The organism is Streptomyces graminilatus (genome assembly GCF_001418565.1).
GTDB classification, from domain to species: domain Bacteria; phylum Actinomycetota; class Actinomycetes; order Streptomycetales; family Streptomycetaceae; genus Streptomyces; species Streptomyces graminilatus.
The window spans coordinates 292-1,552 of the sequence record NZ_LIQQ01000621.1 but is presented as its reverse complement, the minus strand read 5'-3'; the positions used below and the strand labels follow the sequence as shown (position 1 = coordinate 1,552).

The 1,261-nt window shown below is 68.9% G+C and carries 1 protein-coding gene; it reads left to right on the top strand.

Going from position 1 to position 1,261, the window contains the following annotated elements; genetic code table 11:
• Positions 1 to 43: 43 nt before the first annotated feature.
• The coding region (locus tag AOK08_RS38450; protein WP_241827284.1) for a SpnB-like Rossmann fold domain-containing protein at positions 44 to 1,261 on the top strand (1,218 nt) is incomplete at its 3' end.

The following is a 1,261-nucleotide window of genomic DNA, read 5'->3' as shown; positions in this document are numbered from 1 at the left end:
GTCCGGGTCTGGGTCTGGTGTTGGGTCTGGGTCTGGTTTTGGGGTGCATCCGGCGTTGTTGGATGGGGCGTTGCATGCGGTGGGTGTGGGTGGGGTGGGTGGTTTTCCGGTTGGTGTGAGTTTGTTGCCGTTCTCGTGGTCGGGTGTGGTGGTGCGGGGTGCGGGTTCGGGTGTGTTGAGGGTGCGGCTGGGTGGGGTTGATGGTGGTGAGGGGGTGTCGTTGCGGGCGGTTGATGGTGGTGGTGTGCCGGTGGTTTCGGTGGAGCGGTTGTCGTTGCGTGCGGTGAGTGCTGGGCAGGTTGGCCGGGCTGGTTCGGTGGTGCGGGACGAGGCGTTGTTCGGGGTGGAGTGGCTGCCGGCGGCGGGGGTGGCCGGGTTGCCGGCGGGGTCGGAGGGTGCGGCCGGTCGGTGGCTTGTCGTGGGTGACGACGCGGTGAGTCGTGATGTGGCGGCCGGGTTGGTGGCGGCTGGTGCTCAGGTGGAGGCGGCGCCTGAGTGGGGGGCGGTGTCGGGGCCTGCAAGCGCGGGGGACGGTGCTGGGCTGACGGTGGTGCTGTGCTGCCCCGCGGGCTCGGACTCGGGCTCGGGCTCGGAGGAGGGCTCGGCCTCGGGTTCGGGGTTGGTTGATGGTGTGTGGTCGTTGGTGGAGGTGTTGGGGGCGTGGCTGGGTGATGGGTGTTGGGAGGGTTCGCGTCTGGTGGTGGTGACGCGGGGTGGGGTTGCTGCTGGTGTGGGTGAGCCGGTGGATGTGGGGGGTGCTGCGTTGTGGGGTCTGGTGCGGTCGGCGCAGTTGGAGAACCCGGGGCGTCTGTCTCTGGTGGATGTTGATGACGCGGTGGGTGCGGGGGGTCTGCTGCCGGGTGTGGTGGCCTCGGGTGAGGACCAGGTCGCGGTGCGGGACGGCGGGTTGAGGGTTCCCCGGCTGGTGCGTGTCGCGGTACCCGAACCCGCCTCCGCCTCCGAACCCGCCTCCGAACCCGCCTCCGAGTCCGAGTCTGAGTCCGAATCTGCCTTTTCCTCTTCCTCTGTCTCCCCGTCCGTGGCCCTGCCTGGTGTGTGGGGTTCGGGGTCGGTGTTGGTGACGGGTGGTACGGGTGGGTTGGGTGCTTTGGTGGCGCGGCATTTGGTGGTGGTGCATGGGGTGCGGGATTTGGTGTTGGTGAGCCGGCGGGGTGTGGAGGCTCCGGGGGCGGCTGGGCTTCTCGCGGAGCTTGTGGAGTTGGGCTGCGATGTGGACATCGTGGCGTGTGATGTGTCGGAT